Source organism: Enterobacter sp. R-1.6.2 (assembly GCF_035064085.1).
Taxonomy (GTDB): domain Bacteria; phylum Pseudomonadota; class Gammaproteobacteria; order Enterobacterales; family Enterobacteriaceae; genus Enterobacter; species Enterobacter asburiae_B.
In genome coordinates, this window is record NZ_JASEYI010000118.1 from 1 (window position 1) to 656 (window position 656).

2 protein-coding genes are annotated in these 656 nt (G+C 39.5%); both read right to left on the reverse strand.

The genetic code is table 11. The features are described 5' to 3' along the window. Positions 1-65: 65 nt before the first annotated feature. Positions 66-464 (reverse strand): hypothetical protein, encoded by a 399-nt coding sequence (locus tag QMN93_RS26070; protein WP_323620246.1) that lies wholly within the window; start codon positions 462-464, stop codon positions 66-68. Between the two features lie 131 nt (positions 465-595). Next, positions 596-656 (reverse strand): IS1 family transposase (locus QMN93_RS26315; protein WP_071528444.1); only part of this gene is annotated, 61 nt, incomplete at its 5' end.

Sequence of the window (656 nt, forward strand, 5' to 3'; positions counted from 1 at the left end):
GAACGGTCTGCGTTGTCGGGAAGATACGTGATCTGATCCTTCAACTCAGCAAAAGTTCGATTTATTCAACAAAGCCGTTCTGGACCTGCGTACACCCCTAATGCAGCGAATTCACTGAATAGTAAGGATCTTGATAATATTATGAGATGTTCACATAGTGCATTTTTTTGAGCTACTGTCTTATCCGTTAGATCCACTCCGAGTAATTCATGCGCTTTAATTGTAACCTCATCTTTTTTTTCAATGCTGACTGGCGATGTGGCGCTTGGGCTTTCTTTGTGTAAAACTTTATTTTTATATAGTGCGAGATTATATTTAGCCGCCATGTATATCATTGATAGTAAGAAGAAAGCTAAGACAAGTGGCCACAACAAAGCACAAAGTAAAGGATTCTGATAGGTAGCTTCCCATCGCCTGAAGAAAAAGAAAGATATTATTGCTACAACCATCCAAGATAAAAACATACACCCCCCTTATTTAAGTGAATAAAAACCTAATGCCCCGTGGTGGGTATTTAAAATACCATGGGGAGCAGGTCACTTCATCTAGCTCTTTTCTTGTTTGTCTCATCTAGCAACTGGGTAATGACTCCAACTTATTGATAGTGTTTTATGTTCAGATAATGCCCGATGACTTTGTCATGCAGCTCCACCGAT